This is a genomic window from Halorussus marinus (assembly GCF_004521895.1).
Taxonomy (GTDB): domain Archaea; phylum Halobacteriota; class Halobacteria; order Halobacteriales; family Haladaptataceae; genus Halorussus; species Halorussus marinus.
Map to the genome: position 1 here is coordinate 80148 of NZ_SBIR01000009.1, position 15361 is coordinate 95508.

Sequence of the window (15361 nt, forward strand, 5' to 3'; positions counted from 1 at the left end):
CCATGAGCTCCGCAACTGACCCCGCGAAACGAATTCCGAAGTCACTCGGTACCGACACCCAGTTCCTCGGGAAGTACTCGCTGACGGACCTCGCCGTCGCCGGTCTTCCCGGTGTACTGGTAGTCCTGGTGACGCAGGTCGTTATCCCACCGTCACTCACCGTTCGTGGCATTCCGGTGTCCGCCCTCACGATCCCCCTCGCAGCGATTGCGATCGCCTTCGGTGGGCTGTTCGTCTACCTCACGCCCGGCTACACCAACAGTCTCGACTGGCTCGGTCTGTTCGTGAACTTCCACCGCAGCGAGACGGAGATCGCCCACGAGGAGGCGAAGGAGTACACTCACGTCGAGCGCGTCTACCCGCGACAAGACGCCATCGAGCGGACGGACCGGGCTCTTGTCGGAGCCGTTCAGGTGTCGCCACCGACGATGGCGCTCGCGACCGACGAGGAGTGGGCCCAGAAGGCGGAGGCCTTCCAGGACTTCGTCAATACGACCGTCGAGTTCCCGATCCAGATTTACTCGACGACGCAGGCGTTCCCCGCCGACGAGTACGTCGGGCGGTACGAAGACCGGTTGAGCGACCCGGACGTCAAATCGAACGAGAAACTCCAGGCGCTCATCGAACACTACGTCGACTGGTACGACCGGGAGCTGGCGCAGCGTCAGATGACCATTCGCGACCACTACGTCCTGATTCCGGTACGACCTGAGGAGGTCCGATACGAACGGGCCAGCCTCCTCGAAAAGCTCGCTAGGATCCCCGTACTGGGCATCCTCATCCAGATTGTCACGGCGCCGCCGGAGGAGGAAGAGCGAGCCGCGATGCTCGAGGAACTGGACGAGCGGCGCCGGCGGGTCGAGCGCGGCCTCCGCGGCATCGAGGGGTGTGACACGCGCCCCGTTGATGCGGCCGAACTCACCCGCCTCATCGCGGAATACTGGACCGGCACGGAAATCGAGTACGGCGACCCCGAACAGGTGCTTCGAACGTCCCCCGTCATCAACAAGTCATGATTGGAAACCTGCTGCCCTTCACCGGCTCGGATAGTTCAGAAACTGACGACGAGGCGACCGCAGACGAGGCCCCCGACGAAGAGGGGGAAGATGCTGAATCACAGTTTACCGTGGACTACGAGGCCGACGGTGAGGCAGTCGACGGCATCCCCGAGATCCATCAGACCGTCGTCTCGCCGTCGAGTATCGAGCGAACGCCCAGCGCCCTCCGGACTGACACCCAGTGGGCGCAGAGTCTGTGGGTCGGTGAGTATCCCGATGCTCCGATGGATGGCTTCCTCGAAAAACTGTACGCGGCCGCCGAGACCCAACAGACAGATGTCAGCATCCACATCGATCCTCGTGATACGCGAGAGACGTTGGATTCGCTGGAGAACAAGATCGAGGACCTCGAAGCCGACTACGAGTACCTGACCGAGAAGCATCGTGCGAGCGCCCGGGGCGTCGAGAAAGACCTCGAGGACCACCAGGAGATGTACGACGTCCTTCGGAACACGACGATGCAGGCGTTCGACGTCTCGATGTATCTCACGGTCAGGGGCAACGATCGCGAGAACATCGACGCCGAGTCGGTGTCGACGACAGCCCGACAAGCGCCTGCGAATCTGACGCCGGTGACGCCCCGGTGGTCACAGCTGAAGACGTTCACCTCAGCGAGCCCGATCGCCCTGGATCAGTTCAACGAGACGCTCGACAGCAAGACGCCGATGCTCGGCGGGGCAGTCGGCGCGATGTTCCCCTTCGTTTCCGGTGCGTTTGCGGAACCCGGTATCGAATACGGGACGTACGCGCTGAATTCGAGTCCACTCATCCTCGACCGATTCAAACGGCAAACCGGCTACTGTATGATGGTTATCGGCCGGCTCGGCGCAGGCAAATCCTTCGCGACGAAGCTCCGGCTCGTGCGGCGGGCGATGTTCGACGAGGATACGGTCGTCATTATGCTCGACCCGATGCGGGGGTTCGCCGGCGTCAACGAGGCGCTCGATGGCGAGCGGATCACGGTCGGTGGCCGGCGGGGGCTGAACCCGCTGGAAATCAAACCGACGCCCGACCACGTCCTGCAGGAGGTCGACGACATCGACCCGTGGGGCGAGCAGATCAACTGGGTGATGACCTTCTTCGCGACGTTCTTCGAGCACGTCGCAGACCATCCACTCGGCGAGCGCAACCAGACGCTCCGGCGGGCCGTCCAAGAAGCCTACGAGAAGCGCGGGATCACCCGCGATCCAGAGACGCACACCCGGGACTCGCCCACCATCCACGACGTCATCACGGTCCTCGAAGAGATGGTCGAAGACCCCGAGGAGTACGGCTACGTCACGGATGGGGAGCAGGAAGCCGTCCAGTCCGATGCTCAGTCGCTACTCAAGGACCTCCGACCGTCATTCCGCGAGGGCGGTGAACTCGAGAATCTGGCTCGCCCCTCCGAGTTCGACCTCGATTCGAAGGTCATCTACCTCGATCTCCACCAGGAGGAGGGGACCCGTGGCCGGGCGGAGACCAGCCTGATGATGCAGGTGCTGTTCAACAGCGTCTACGAGCGGGTCAAACAGACCGACAAGCGCGTCGTCTTCTGTATCGACGAGGCGCACTACCTGATGAACGACGCCGTCTCGTTGGACTTCCTGGAGACAGCCGTCCGGCACAGCCGCCACTTCGATCTGAGCCTCGAATTCATCACGCAAACGGGGGGTGAATTCGCGCTGACGCCGGAGGCACGCACCATCGCGAACCTCTGTTCGTTGACCGTCCTCCACCGCGTCAATGAGGAGAAAGAGAAGATCGCCAAGTGGTTCGACCTCAGCGAGCGGCAGGTGAACTGGGTTACCTCCGCGAAGGCCGGGGAAGACGAGGACGGCTACTCTGAGGCGCTCGTCGGTATCGACCAGGAGGGATGGTTCCCACTCCGAATTCGGGCAAGTGACTACGAGGCTCACGTTATCGACGGCGGCGCTGCGGACGTGGCCGAGCTTGAACCCGAGCCGACGACGAGCGTGACGAATCCAGATAGCCGACCCGCCGGAACGCGTGCCGACGGCGGTGAACCAACTAGCACTACCACTCAGGAGGATGACTGAACAGACCCCGTCAGAAATCCCGTCAGTGGCTAACGGCGACGAGTACATCCGGATCACTCCCTCCCGGAGCGATCTCGCGCCGGAGACCGTAGTCCGTCAACTGGCCGGCCTCCACGGCCTTGACGCTGGCAACGACGGACTTCTCGCAAGTATCGGTCCCTTCGGCGATCCGCCACCGGTGTTCGAGTTCCTCGCAGTGAGTGAGGGGGCAGACGAGCCGGTCGAGTTCTATTACGGGGCCGACCGCCGGTTAGATGCCTTCGAAGAACGCCTCCGGACGCTGTATCCTCCGACCGTCACGTTCGAGCGGGTCACCCTTGACTTGGAAACGAAGCTACTCCCATCGACAGCAGACCCGTCTCAGGACCACAGTGCCGGAGGTGACGATAGCCACGGAATGAACCCCAGGACAGCTGAGGAATTCTCCGGAGACCCGAATTCGGATTCAGAGCCCGTGACTCTCTTCGATTCGACGGGGCAGGAACCGGTCGGTGATGGCGGAAGTGTGCTGTCGGAGAGCACTATGTCGCAGGACGAGGACGAAGTCTTGTTCGAGGCCGATTCGAGTGACGAGTCCACAGCGGCTGGTCCGTCCGACTCCGAACTCGATGCCGATCACCAGCCGGCTCATACGCAACCGACCGTCGATGAGACGACCCCACTCGGAATCAGTTGGCACGGGCAGGCTACCCGGCGGGAAGACTGGATGACGACACTACCCCAATTCACGAATACGGAAGACGACGATGACGATCACGCTCGGGCCCCGCTCGCGTCACTCATCGATCAGCTGACCCGGGCCGAACACCCGATCGCGTTCCAGGTACTCTTTCAGCGGAAATCGGACTGGACGCACGAGGCACGAGAGCGCCAGCGGAAGCTCCGTGAAGGCGAAGACCGGGTCGTCGACTGGTTCTTCGGAGAACTCCTCGGAAACACAGAGAACGAACCACAGAGTCCGTCGAACACCGGGCGACAGCGTCGGTATCTCGACATCGGTGGGCGAGAGCGGGTCGAGGCTATCGACGAGAAGGAGCCACAGCACACGTTCACGGTGAATATGCGGGCACTTTCGCTCGTGACCTCCGACCGACAACGAGAGCGGGTTGACCATCGTCTCGATGATATCGGGTCGGTATTCGATCACCTGAACGGGCCGCACTATCGGCTCCGACCGAAGCGCATCCGCCGTGGGCTTCGAAAGGGGCGGCGAGCCAAGAAGCACGCCGACCGGGTACTCAACGCTACGTTGGCTACCAAGAGCGACTGGCGGAAGACCCGCCCCGATCTCGTCCTCGGGCCGGCTGAGTTGGCGAACTTCGTGGTCGTTCCGCCGGCAACTGACCTCACGACCGAGGGCGGGCGGGGGTCCGACGCCGAACCCGAGAGCCGGACGCCCCTGCCACTCCCGGCGCAGGACCACATGGATGCGTTCACGGACGCCGGGATGGCGATCGGCCGCGGTCTTGGGGAAGACGGTACGCCCACGTCGGAGCCGATGCGGATTCCCCCGCATCTACTTCCGTTCCACGTCGGCCGGTTCGCGAAGAGCGGCGCCGGCAAATCGGTCGCGCTTGAAAACGACGCCCTCTCGCTGTACGACCAGACGAACGGGCCAGTGTTCATCATCGACTCCAAGGGCGGGAATTTCCCCGAGAACTATATGCGGGCTCACGCGAAGCGCTTCGGCACCGACGACCTCGAGGAGAACGTCCTCCACTTCTCGGTGCCCGACATCCTGCCTGGCTTCGCGTTCTTCGACATCACGCCGGCATTGGAGGACGGCGTCCGACGCGTCGACGCGATTCAGGACAAGGCCGACCACTACGAGGAGCTCATCAAGCTCGTGATGGGGCCGGAGCGGTACGAGGACGCCATCGCCTCGCCGACGCTCATCAAGTACCTCATCAAGGCGATGTACGACGAGGAGTACGGCCTCGAAAACGGACACTTCCGGCAGGATACAAACTACTTCACCCACGACCAGTTTGAGCAGGCGGTGACCCAGTTCCACGCCGCCGGGCCACCAGATTCGACACCCGAAGATGCACCGCGAGCCAGCGACCCGCAGGTCGCCGAGAAACTGGAGCGACACCTGCGCTCGAACCCGGCGACGTTCTCGAACGTCGTGAGCGGCATCAGCAACCGGATGGACTACATCACGCAGGACGCCCATCTCCGGCGGATCTTCAACAATACCGAGTCACAGTTCGACTTCCGCGACCTCCTCGACGAGGACAAAGTAGTCATCTTCGACCTCGGCGATCTCCGCGACGAGGCCGCCCGTGTGATGACCGGCGTCATTCTGACGCAGCTCTACGATGCTGTCAAGCGTCGCGACGGCGACGAGCTGGCCCGCAAGCCAGACGACTACGTGGCGAACCTGCTCATCGACGAAGCGTCGTCGGTCGTCGTCTCTGATACGCTGACGACGCTGCTCGAAAAGGGGCGGGAGTTCCGGCTATCCATCGAACTCGTGACGCAGTTCCCTGAGCAGATGAAGGAGGCCGGCAACCGCGAGGTCTACCTGAACGTCCTGAACAACATCGGCAGTCCGCTCGTCGGGAAGATCGCCGTCGACGCCGACATCGCCGAGGCACTCTCACACGAGGCAATGGATCCCGTCGAGTTCAAGAATCGGATCAGTTCCCTCCCGCGTGGCGAGTGGATCGCACAGCTCCCGAGCCCAGAGTTCGGCGAAACCGGCCCCGACCCGTTCAGTATCGAACCCCTTCCGATTCCACCCGGTCATCCCGATAGCGAGCAGCCACTGACCGGGACGCAAGAAGAGCGATTCCAAGACGCCTTGGACGCCGTCCACGAGCATACCCGCGAGGAGTACGGGGTCGCCGGCGGGACGACCGTGGAGAGCCGTGACGCTGCGACTGACGTCGCTCTGGAGAACGCGGATGACCTACCGTTGGAAGTCGCGATGGCCCGTGCGATTCGCGCCGTCCAGCTGTCGAACGACGTACGTGAGACGAACGGCTGGGTCTCCGTCGAGGACGTCGATGAGGAACTGCTCTCGCGCATCGAGGAAGACACCATCGAGGCGCAGGGCTACGAGACACTACCAGAAGTGAGGGAGGCGTCCTCGCTCATCAAGGTCGATCTCCCGGACGGTGGTTCGTCGGTGCAGTGTCGGCTCACAGACGAGGGTGAGCAAGCAGCCGCGCCCGACACGTCGACATCACCGACCGGCGGGGGCGAGCACCACGATGCAGTCCTTGAAACGGTCGAGCAATCCCTCGCAACTGCGGGGTTCTCCGTGGAGGTCCTCGATCAGAACGGGGAGTCCCGCCCCGATGCCATCGCGACGCATCCGGATCTCGACCGGGAGCTCCAGGTGGAGGTCGAAACCACCACCCACGTCCGGCCGGCGAAGGTCCTCACGAACCTCCGGAAGGCCCAGGAACAGGAGCGAATCCCGCTGTTCGTCGTCGCAGACCACGACGATCAGCCGGCTGACGAGATTGCCGACCGGCTTGCGAAAATCCTCAGCGAGCCGCGAAATCAGCTCTCCTCCGGGGAAACACGGCTGTATACGATGAACCACAACGTCACATTCAACGGTGGTGCGCGAGCCGCGGATGGAGTGACGGCCGTCCGACCGGCCACTGGTGGTAGTCGCCACACCCGCTGGTTCGAGCGGGACGGTGCGTTCGTCCTCGAGGATAGTGCCGGAGACCAGCACGCCCGGATCGACTCCTTCGACGCTGTGTCGAAAGATCAGTTCCCGGCGACGTACAGCTACGACGCCGAGAGCGAGTCATACACCGTCTTTAGGCCGGGAGAACTTCCCGAGTCCTACGAGTCACGTGAGGCGTTCGAAGCGGATTGGGTACCTGTCAAGCGCCCGTTCGTGCCCAGTACCGACCTACCCGTTCCGGAGTACACGGATGATTCGTATGCGATAGGTGTCATCGAGGATGAGCAGAATCTCGAGCTCTACACTCGAGACTCTGACGCGACCAAAGACCTTGCTGGGCTCATTGAGGCGATCGAAAACAATGAACTCCATCTGGCAGGTGTGGAGCCAGACGAACCTGCCGATAAGCAATCTATGAAGCAGGAAGACCACGAGAACGATCCGTTCGGCATCCAAGCATTCGTCCGCGATAGCATCGTTAAATCCGGCGACGGGGTCGTCGCGGTCGCTGAGGTCTACGATGCGTACGAGCAATATGCGACGGCCGAGGAGTACGAGGTGAAGCCAAAAAACCGGTTCACACGTACGCTTCGCGACCACGTTGCGTTCGAGCGTGACAAGAAGTGGTTGGACGGTCAGACGCGACGCTGTTACGTCGGAATCGAGCTGGACGACGCCGGCGACCAGGAGGAACCGAATGATGCCAGTGCGTAGTCGTTTCGCTCCCGCTCAGGAGGTGCAGGAGCACACGAAATGACGCTCTCCGAGGCAGCCATCCGCGAGCACTACCGTCGTGCCAAACCCATCTACGAGGCGCTGGCGACTGTCAAGAACTATCCAACCATCGGGTTGAACGACTTCGTCGGATGGTACATCAAACGCGACCACGACGACGTCGAGGCGATTAAGGCCGGGTATCCGCAGCGCGGACGGGTTGCCCGCCTCGATCGTGACTACGACGAGATTCACGACCGCCTCAACCGGACCCTCTATGCCGTCACCACCTACAAGACACCGACCGCCTTCCAACAGTGGGAACCCTGTCGCTACGACGAGTCTGAGGGGACGACCGTTTGGCAGGATGAGCCCCCAACCCCCGGGTATGCCGACCTCCGGGCAGTTCCCACCTGGGGCGATATTGACCTCGCCGACGACATCAAGCCGCAGCGAGGCGACCTGGATGGCGAGACGCGTGCCCTCGTCGAGCGTACCCTCGACGCCTACATCGACGAGTATGCAACGCTCTACGGCACGCGGAAGGCGGTGTATGCGCTGGACTCCGTCGGGGGCGCGTACGTCTTTGGGGCCCCGGAGGCCACACTACCAATTGCGGACCACTTCAATGACGATCCGGATGCGCTCGAACGGGTGTTCAACGAGTTCCTCGACCGCTCGAACGCATGGCTCCAGAAGGCAGAGGCCCGCGTGAACGAGCGCGTCGACGGCGCCGGCGACGTCATTCAGCCCGATTGGGTGAACAACAAGAACCGCCAGTACAAGCCGCCACTCTCGATCCACGCCGACCACGATGCCGTCGTCACGCCCATCGCGACCGACAACGTCCGCTACGAACTCCGTCCGTTCGAGGGTGTCGACGACGCACTCCTCGAGCAGGCGGTCAGTTGGGCCGATGACCTCACGCGAGTCGAGCACACGGACTGCGTCGACTCGCTTGTCGCGACGCTCTGGCCGGACCTGTACGAGGACCACGGGGGGTGGCAGGCCACGCTGGAGGAATGGGTGGAAGCGGAGCGTGAGCGGGAACGGGAGCGCCAGCGACAGCGTGAGGCAGCGCTCCAGCGACGCGAAGAGCGAATGGCAGAACTCGACGGTACCCTCGAAGGCCGTCCCGTTACGCCGTTCAAAGAGGACGTCTACGAGGCTGTCGAGGATATCGACATCACCGAGATTGCCCGTCACTACGCGAGCGATGCCTACGATACGGATCCGAACCAGCCGCGGCCGCAGTTCGACCCGTGCTGGCGCCACAGTGAGAGCGGGCAATCCTGTTTCGTCGACGAGCAGGCCAATACCTTCGGCGATTCGAAGGTTAACGCCGGGGGCGGGCCGGCGAAGCTGATGGCGCTCGCGACGGGGATTATCTCCGCCGCCGATGCGGACCTCGACGGGGAGGACTACTGGGCTGCCGTCGACGAACTGCGGAGCGCCGGCTACGACATTCCGGTGTGGGTTCCAGAGGCCGGATCGGACCGCGTCGACGGCGGGACCTACGACCAGATGCCGTTCTGGGCCGTTCGGAAAGCGGCTGTCGCGCTCGAGATTTGTCCGGAGAATGCGTTCGTCGATCGTGAGGGCGAGGAAGGAACCTACGAGGGATTCCCCGGGTACGAAACCTACAACGAGACGCTAGAAGCCATCGAAGACACGGACCTGAACCACGGGCGCGAGCGGGTCACGCCCGAGGAGAACGCAGCTGACGATGAATCGAAGTCACCCCCCGAATCTCCTACGAGTGACGATCGACCTGGTGACTTGGACCGGGCTCACCTTCGCGAAAAGAACCGTCTGTTGACAGCGAAAATCAAGCGTCTCGAATCTGAACTGGAGGAGAAATCGGAGCAAATCGAGGGGCTGGAAACAAAGGTCAACCATCTCCAATCGGAGCTCGCTACCGTCCGCTCTGAACGTGATCGGCTAGAGGCTGCTCTCGAAGAACGTGAGTTCGAGCAAGAGCCAAATCAGGGAAACCAGGACGAGAATCGATCCCCACTTGACAGGGCGAGAAGGTTCATTTCATCCAATCGGTAGACATCTCACTCACTCAGCATCAAATCTTAAACTACCTCAACAGTCACGTCTCCGGCGAATCCTCTCTATCAAACGCCCCCTCAGACACTGGGAAGATATCGATAACGTGCTTATCAAAGGTTCCCCACATAGTCTCGTGCCCGAAACGAATCCGATGACTAAACTCCGATTCAGCCTCCTCCCTATCAACCTCCGAACGCTGGAGCTCACCGACCGTCTCCCCATACCCTTCTCGCAGCTTATCAAGTAACTCATCAGGTGTATACTTCGTCGACTCAGGGTGTGTCCAGCGTACTTCCCCAGGAAAACGTTCCATATCATCCGCATCCTGAGATTCGCTCAAACCCATTATAGCACGGAGCTCGCCTAAATCCTCAGCGTGTGCCGGCTCATCCTCATCAACATCTACATCCGAGAAATCACCCTCCCAGACAGCAACACCCACTAATGACCGCCGAACCTTTTCACCTCGCTCCTGAAGCTCAGAAAGAATCTCCTCTGCTGTATCAGAGTCCAAATCGGAATCCTTGTAGTCATCGTACACCTCCCGATGCTTCTCCGTGATAAACTCCGGAAGAGGAATCCGAGTATCCGTCGCCAACCCCACACGTTTCACAAACTCGAGGATATCACGATCCTCGGGCTCAGGTAAATCGATACCTTCGAAAGGCTCCTCAAGCCGCTGCTGATACGTCTTATCCGAATCTGGGAATTCAAATTCTACCCTCCGGATATCATCCTTATCCTGGATTTTGAGCATCTCAAAGTATTGCTCAACACTCAGATCATCAGGATCAACATTAAAATTGAACTGGCCTTCTCCGAATTCGTGGATATCATCGGCAGTCTTCTCCCAATTAATCTCAACGTGGATTGGATGCTCAGGTGTAGGCTCCGAACCAAACTCTACCTCAAACTCCAGCGTGTCGCCGGCAAGAGACCAATTACCGATCCACTCTACTGTTGACTTTTCTGGAACCTGCAAATCCTCAATTACATCCGGCATTACATTTCTCGGCAATAGAATCCGAGAATCAGGATTAGCGATATGTATCAAATCATTCTCATCCTGGCCACCACCACCGGTGGACTTCCAGAAGCTGAGATTAATCTCTTCACCCTCATCTAAAGTCGCCACATCATATGCCTGGGTATAGAGAGTATACACATCTTCGACGACATTCAGAGTCTTCTCTTCCAGAATCGATCGAGGAATAGTCAGCAGATACGGCTCACCATCCTGTGAATCAGCAGAGTACTTACACAGGAACTGAATGACTTCATCATCGAGAACAATTCGATCATCGAGTAACTCGTCATTCCCGAGCTCAAACCCAGTACTGTCACCAACCGTAACCCGATTGCCGTGTTTAACGGCGTTGTACGCCTCTCGGAAATTCAAATAGAAGACAGCAATATTCTTGAGTTTATTTCTCAGATTCTCAATCGAATCCTCGACTAACAACTCCATCTCCATCGACTCAGGGATATCCTCACCCTCACCTTCGTGAATCTCTATATCAGCCAACCCAACATCAACTGGAACATCTTCCAGTTCTTCCTCTGAGAAACTAATCGCTCCCTCTCGCACCGCCTGATACCCAAAGATCAAACTCAGAACCTCATTCGAGTCAGCCTCAACATCTCGTTTATCAAGATACCCATCAAGTTCCTCCTCCAGAATAGCCTCAAAGAGTGGCCGTATATCTCCGCTTGAAGTCCGGATAATCTCATTAATATAGGATTCCTTATTCAAAATGAGATATCTGAAATAGGATCCAAACTCCTCGATATACTGCATCGTTGCTCGGAAAAGATCCACGACCGAGTACACCTTTACAGTATCCCGCTGGTCCTCAGGTACCGCATCCAACCCTGCGTTGATTGTCCCTGCGATTTTACATATGTGAGCGTACGCTATCTCCGGGTCTTGACGATCCTGAATAACCTCTTCGGGATCCTGAGTCTCTGAGTCAGAATAAAACTCGGTATACTCGAAGAAGCTTTTCTCATTTTCAGACATACTATACAGTATATAAAAGAGGGTGAAAAGCGTTTGTCACCAGAATTTCTTTCACTTTCTTCAGAGTTCGACAGGGCCATTTCGGTTAAATCGTCCGAACAGTTAACCTGACACCAGCGACGACCTCCCCTAGACACCAGGTATGCTGAGAGTCGTGCTGAGTCAACAAATCGTAGGACGGCAGCACTAGACACCAGACTCACCGACGAGGGAGTTCCCGGACAGCCCCCGAAATCTGGTGTCAGGTATTGCTGTCTTGCGATTTGGAGGCGAATTGTGCCACTAGACAGCAGGAAAATCAACCGATATGTGGTGGGGGTGGCGGCCCAAAGTTATGTTCGCGGCCACCAGGGCCGAGATGCCAGGCCGCTGGCCAAGCGAGAGTAGGCTGCCACCCGGACGATGGCGTGGGGCGTGGAGGGTGAAGGAGCAGATCGACATCGTGACTGAGAATGGTGACTGTGGCGACTGTTTATTGTGCCCCCGAGTGGGTGCGGGGCGGTTCCTGTGCTGCCCCTGATTTGTATGTCTGGTCCGGATAGATACGACGATACGGCAGACGATCACGAACGGTTCGAAGCGGAATTGCTCGCTCAGGATCGGGATGCGCGGTCACCATCGACGGCGGATCTTGACGACGAGACGGCCCGCCAGCTGGTTCGAGAGCTACTCGATGCCGGGACAGTCACACCGGTCGTCGACCAGCGGCTCCTCGTTCACGAGCCCAGCAACACAGCGTTCGAATCGATGCAGCAGCTCGCCGTCTTCCACACAGGCTGGACGGCCGCCCGGGACGCCGGCGAGGGTGATGGGTGATGCAGCAGACGCTGGCCGGCTGTGCCTTCTGCGAGGCTCCATCCGGGATAGAGACTGGGATCGCCTACACGTGGGGGAAGGAAGAGCGGGTCAACCACCCGATTTGCGTCGACTGTGCGATCCAAGAGACGCCGGATCCCGATGATCGTGATCACTACGCCTGTGACAGCTGTGGCCTCGTCGTCAACGCGCTCGCAGCGCTCACACGGTTTCGAATCGAACTCGGCCATCTCGAAGGCCCGATACAGGTCTGTGCGCGGTGTAGTCCAGGCGGGCCAGCAACGTACTGGACACGCGACCTCGAGGCACACATCGTCTCTGACTGACCCGCCGAGCGGTCGTCGACGCGAGTGGTACGGCGACCACTGCGGGAGGGTCACAGTTGTCCGTAGCTGTCCCACCCCGCGAACTCAGCAGCGCTGGTTGTGTCGCTGTCTCGTTGCTCCGCTATCTTCAACAGACGGGCGCTCCTCGGGATGACTATGGACTGCCCCGCGTGCGGGTCCCCCGTCACCCTCGAGGTCGGACCAGACCGGCCCCTGTCGACGTCGCTGTCCGACGCCGTCCTCGCAGCGGAAGAGGACGAGCAGATCGAGGTGACCCGCGATTGTTGGGACTGTGGCTGGCACGAAACGCGGGCGCTTCGCGTCGCATCGATCGACAGGACCGCCGGCGACGAGACTGCCGTCGAGCGAGCCGCACTCATCGACGAGATTGCCGATGAGCTCGCAGCGATCGGCTGTGTGGGTACGCTTGAGGAGACGCTGGCTGCAATCCGTGAGCAACGAGAAACCGACTCGGCGACGACCGATACGGACGACGCGGCGGAGTGACTCGCAATGCCTGATACAGAGGCCAACTATAATGTTCGTGAGCAAACCGGGAATCCCGAGCACGCATCGGTCGACGATGTGGTTGACCTCGTGATCTACCGGGCGCAGAACCCGCGAACCGAGCACGAGGATGCACATTTCGATACGGCGGTCGCGGCTCTCGTCGACAGATACGGAACGGAGTCGGTCCGGACAGTCATCAACCGCATCCTCGTCGACGACGAGCCGTTCCGGACCGCCACGAACGGCCTTGAGATGCGCAACGTCGACGGCGTTCGGATCGGAACCGCAGCCAGCTGGTTTCTCGAGGAGCTAAACGCACAGGACGACCACTGAGGGACCGGTTGAAAGGCCGCAGCGACAGGCCGTCGAGCCCCCATTTTTAACTCCTGTTCGTCCTATCTACCCGTCGAGGCCATAATGGCACCCTCCACCCCGAGAGACTCAGATCCATCCCCCGATCTACTCGTTGAAATCGTCGAGACACTGGAAGCCCACGGGCTCCCCACCGACTCGTATCAGCTCCACGACGCTGTTGACGTCGAGGCACTCGAGCAGCTTCTCGCATCCTCAGCCGGGGACGTGGAAGTCCGGTTCACCGTGGAGGGGATCCAACTCGCCGTCACCCACGACGGCGTCGATGTCCTTCTCGACGAGCCAGCCGGGGCACCGGATTAGTAGCGCGATCGAATTCGTCGACAGCGACACTCCCTGAAAGCCCTCGGCCGCTCGGCATCCCGCGACCACCGCTGCGCTCCTCGTCCCTGCGGTGCTTGCGGGGTCGGGGGACGACCGAGGCGGCCTCGCCCTTTCTGAGTCCGCCAGGACGGTGAATGACCATCCGAGCGGCGCAGCCGGGTGGACAGGTGTGTCCGTACCGGCCCGCCCCGCTCGCCGCTGCCGCCCTCCGCGTCGCTCGCGACCGACCATTCCGGGCTGCCTGCCTGCGGTAGCGGGCGGGCTGCCGGGCTAAAGTGAATGTGCCCTCGGCGCCAGCGGGAAAGCGCGGGGGGTTGCGCGGCGTGGCTGCTCACCCCCCACGCTTTCTCCGCTGGCCGCTCGCTCCGGGCGGGTCGGCGCGCGGTGCTGGTTGGGGTCGCCGCACTCGGGCGCGCTCTCGCTCGCGCCCGGTAGGGCGCTCGCGAAGGCGCGAGCGAGAGCGCGCAGTCGGTGCTATCGGTCGTCGACGTCGTCGGAAAACCGCGATGTTAGGGGCATCGCGGTGGCGGCGCACGAGCGCCTTCAGTGGTATCTGGAGGATACCAATGTCAAGTAACAACTCGAGTCGCAAGGTCGTTACGGTGGATGAACAGGCATTCGAACGAACCGAAGACGCCGGCGTCGACGAGGACGGCTTCAAGGTCGTCGACGACAAACCGGAGTTCCGAGCGACGGTTCAGCAGGAAAAGCAGGCGAAGGTGGATTCCAACCACCCAGACGGCATCGTCCAGGACTTCTCGCACCTGCCCCTCGCGCAGGAAGAGAAGATTCGCGCCCGGGAGGCCGAACTGGACCACATCAGCGCCCAGGCGGAACTCGGCACCCAAGACGGGCGGGCGAAGCGAACTCGCAAGGTCGTCACCGAACGGCGACAGCGTAAGCGGGCGGAACGCACCCCGGACCGGACGGATCCGCGAGAGCGTCTCTCCCGGATGGAGCTGGCGAAGGTGAACCAGGAAGCAGACCGGATGGCACAGCGGCTTCGCACCGGTCACAGTCGGGCGGCCGTCTCGCGGGCGCTCGCAAAGCGGGTCGCCAAGGGGCAAGACATCACCAAAGCAGTGTTCGACACGATGGATGCACTCAAGGCGGCCCCCGGCGCCATCTGCCCGATCGAGGACGTCCCGGACGTGCAGACGGATGAGGTGAGCATCGAAGGAGAAGTCGTTCAGCTCTGGGATGCTTCCAGCCGGAAGATCGCTCAAGTGGGCTTGGTCGCGGACGACACCGGGAAAATCAAGTTCACCTCGTGGCGAAAATCGGAGCCTGCCTTCGTCCAAGAAGGGGACACCGTCCGAATGCGGGCGGTTAAGAAGAACTGGTACGAGGGACGATGTTCACTCGCCGTGACCTACGACAGTATGATCGTCTTCCCAGAACGCGACCGCCGCTGGTGGGAGGAGTAGGGGCAACGCCCTTTCTTTTTTCGTGAGTGCCGGACCGGCCCAGGCCCC

General features: G+C 60.7%; 11 protein-coding genes. 10 read left to right on the top strand and 1 reads right to left on the bottom strand.

What is annotated here, in order from left to right; translation table 11 throughout:
- The first annotated feature begins 2 nt into the window (after nt 1-2).
- Genes EPL04_RS12675 through EPL04_RS12690 form a run of 4 tightly spaced genes read left to right on the top strand, consistent with a single transcriptional unit; the run spans nt 3 to nt 9515 of the window.
- Nucleotides 3-1016, top strand: a complete 1014-nt coding sequence (locus tag EPL04_RS12675; RefSeq protein ID WP_004594536.1) for a hypothetical protein — start codon at nt 3-5, stop codon at nt 1014-1016.
- Nucleotides 1013-3097: a VirB4 family type IV secretion system protein gene (locus EPL04_RS12680; protein WP_004594535.1), complete on the top strand. Its 2085-nt coding sequence runs from the start codon at nt 1013-1015 to the stop codon at nt 3095-3097. Before EPL04_RS12675 ends, EPL04_RS12680 begins: the two co-directional genes overlap by 4 nt.
- Nucleotides 3090-7460, top strand: a complete 4371-nt coding sequence (locus EPL04_RS12685) for a type IV secretory system conjugative DNA transfer family protein (protein WP_134671649.1) — start codon at nt 3090-3092, stop codon at nt 7458-7460. The genes EPL04_RS12680 and EPL04_RS12685 overlap by 8 nt, the downstream gene beginning before the upstream one ends.
- Nucleotides 7461-7499: 39 nt before the next feature.
- On the top strand, nt 7500-9515 hold the full coding sequence (locus EPL04_RS12690) for a hypothetical protein (RefSeq protein ID WP_134671650.1): 2016 nt from the start codon (nt 7500-7502) through the stop codon (nt 9513-9515).
- Nucleotides 9516-9558: 43 nt separating this feature from the next.
- Here the strand turns inward: EPL04_RS12690 and EPL04_RS12695 are convergent, their stop codons facing one another.
- Nucleotides 9559-11538, bottom strand: a complete 1980-nt coding sequence (locus EPL04_RS12695) for a hypothetical protein (protein ID WP_004594522.1) — start codon at nt 11536-11538, stop codon at nt 9559-9561.
- 525 nt (nt 11539-12063) lie between these two features.
- Here EPL04_RS12695 and EPL04_RS12700 point away from each other — a divergent pair.
- From EPL04_RS12700 to EPL04_RS12725, 6 genes are all read left to right on the top strand, one after another.
- Nucleotides 12064-12354, top strand: a complete 291-nt coding sequence (locus tag EPL04_RS12700) for a hypothetical protein (RefSeq protein ID WP_004594521.1) — start codon at nt 12064-12066, stop codon at nt 12352-12354.
- Complete coding sequence (locus EPL04_RS12705; protein ID WP_011222441.1) at nt 12354-12680, top strand: DUF7558 family protein; 327 nt, start codon at nt 12354-12356, stop codon at nt 12678-12680. The genes EPL04_RS12700 and EPL04_RS12705 overlap by 1 nt, the downstream gene beginning before the upstream one ends.
- 156 nt (nt 12681-12836) lie before the next feature.
- Nucleotides 12837-13187, top strand: a complete 351-nt coding sequence (locus EPL04_RS12710; RefSeq protein WP_004594520.1) for a hypothetical protein — start codon at nt 12837-12839, stop codon at nt 13185-13187.
- 6 nt (nt 13188-13193) lie between these two features.
- Nucleotides 13194-13523, top strand: coding sequence for a hypothetical protein (locus EPL04_RS12715; RefSeq protein WP_004594519.1), 330 nt, complete (start codon nt 13194-13196; stop codon nt 13521-13523).
- A gap of 84 nt (nt 13524-13607) precedes the next feature.
- Nucleotides 13608-13865, top strand: a complete 258-nt coding sequence (locus EPL04_RS12720) for a HalOD1 output domain-containing protein (protein WP_004594518.1) — start codon at nt 13608-13610, stop codon at nt 13863-13865.
- Nucleotides 13866-14452: 587 nt separating this feature from the next.
- Nucleotides 14453-15313: a hypothetical protein gene (locus EPL04_RS12725; protein WP_004594516.1), complete on the top strand. Its 861-nt coding sequence runs from the start codon at nt 14453-14455 to the stop codon at nt 15311-15313.
- Nucleotides 15314-15361: the final 48 nt, after the last annotated feature.

Coding starts and splice junctions, on each gene's coding strand:
- EPL04_RS12675 (WP_004594536.1), top strand. CDS start 3: ATGAGCTCCGCAACTGACCCCGCGAAACGAATTCCGAAGTCACTCGGT.
- EPL04_RS12680 (WP_004594535.1), top strand. CDS start 1,013: ATGATTGGAAACCTGCTGCCCTTCACCGGCTCGGATAGTTCAGAAACT.
- EPL04_RS12685 (WP_134671649.1), top strand. CDS start 3,090: ATGACTGAACAGACCCCGTCAGAAATCCCGTCAGTGGCTAACGGCGAC.
- EPL04_RS12690 (WP_134671650.1), top strand. CDS start 7,500: ATGACGCTCTCCGAGGCAGCCATCCGCGAGCACTACCGTCGTGCCAAA.
- EPL04_RS12695 (WP_004594522.1), bottom strand. CDS start 11,538: ATGTCTGAAAATGAGAAAAGCTTCTTCGAGTATACCGAGTTTTATTCT.
- EPL04_RS12700 (WP_004594521.1), top strand. CDS start 12,064: ATGTCTGGTCCGGATAGATACGACGATACGGCAGACGATCACGAACGG.
- EPL04_RS12705 (WP_011222441.1), top strand. CDS start 12,354: ATGCAGCAGACGCTGGCCGGCTGTGCCTTCTGCGAGGCTCCATCCGGG.
- EPL04_RS12710 (WP_004594520.1), top strand. CDS start 12,837: ATGGACTGCCCCGCGTGCGGGTCCCCCGTCACCCTCGAGGTCGGACCA.
- EPL04_RS12715 (WP_004594519.1), top strand. CDS start 13,194: ATGCCTGATACAGAGGCCAACTATAATGTTCGTGAGCAAACCGGGAAT.
- EPL04_RS12720 (WP_004594518.1), top strand. CDS start 13,608: ATGGCACCCTCCACCCCGAGAGACTCAGATCCATCCCCCGATCTACTC.
- EPL04_RS12725 (WP_004594516.1), top strand. CDS start 14,453: ATGTCAAGTAACAACTCGAGTCGCAAGGTCGTTACGGTGGATGAACAG.